Annotated in this window: 1 protein-coding gene; it reads left to right on the plus strand. The window is 59.1% G+C overall.

Translation table 11 applies throughout. The features are described 5' to 3' along the window. Positions 1-1,176: AMP-binding protein (locus tag GHK62_RS25190; protein ID WP_153441766.1), on the plus strand; the 1,176-nt coding region annotated here is incomplete at both ends.

Raw genomic sequence — 1,176 nt, forward strand, 5'->3', positions numbered from 1 at the left:
GATTTTGGCGCGGCGCTCGGGCTGACGGCGCAGGTGGTCGAGCCGATCTGCCCGGACCGGATCTGCGGCTACATGCAGCGGGCGCTCGAGCAGCTGGCGGACGCATTGGAGCAGGCGCCCGACAGGCCGGTGCGCGAGCTCGACATCCTGCCGGCCGACGAGCGGGGCTATCTGCTCGAGGCGCTGAACCAGACGGAAGCGGACTATCCGTCGGAACGGTGCATCCATGAGCTGTTCGAGGCGCAGGTGCAAAAGGCGCCCGACGCGGTGGCGGTGGTCCACGAGGACGAGCGTCTGAGCTATGGCGAGCTCAATGCGCGCGCCAATCGGCTGGCCCATCATCTGATCGGGCTCGGCGTGAAGCCCGGTGATAGCGTTGCGACAATGCTGGACCGCTCCGTCTCTCTTGTGGTGGCGCAGCTGGCGATCTTGAAGGCGGGGGGAGTGTATGTGCCGATCGATCGCGCTCTTCCATCTGCGCGACAAGAATGGCTGATTGCCGATTGTGCTGCACGCTTGGTGCTTAGCGAGAGTGACGATCGGGATCTGGTCAAGGCGACGATCCCTGTTTTGCCCATTGAGCCGCTGATAGCTGGAACCAAGTCCAGTGTCGATCTTGGCCTGGCATTGAGCGCCGACGCTGCCGCTTACGTGATGTACACGTCTGGCTCGACGGGCCTTCCCAAGGGAGTTGTGGTGCCTCATCGTGCTGTCAACCGGCTCGTGATCAGCAATGGATATGCGAAGATCGATGCCGGAGATCGTGTGGCATGGGCGAGTAATCCTGCCTTTGATGCCAGCACATTTGAAGTGTGGGCACCGCTGCTTAACGGTGGCTGCATTATTGCAATGGATGGCATAAATCCTGCGGATTTTGCCAAGGCACTTAAACAGCAGCGGGTGACAATACTTTTTCTAACGACAGCATTATTTAACCAATATACATCATTGATCGCGCCGACGTTAGCACGGCTTAAGTACCTCCTCTGCGGAGGCGAGCGCAATGATCTTCCCTCATTTCTAAAATTGCTGAGAGAAGAAGGTCCTGTACGTCTCATTCACTGCTACGGTCCGACGGAGACGACGACCTTCGCGACAGTCTGCGAGATCGCGAAATCTGTCGAGGACATGACCTCCATCCCGATCGGCCGTCCGATTGCGAACACGCGGGTGTAT

It is taken from the genome of Sinorhizobium terangae (assembly GCF_009601505.1).
Lineage (GTDB): Bacteria > Pseudomonadota > Alphaproteobacteria > Rhizobiales > Rhizobiaceae > Sinorhizobium > Sinorhizobium terangae.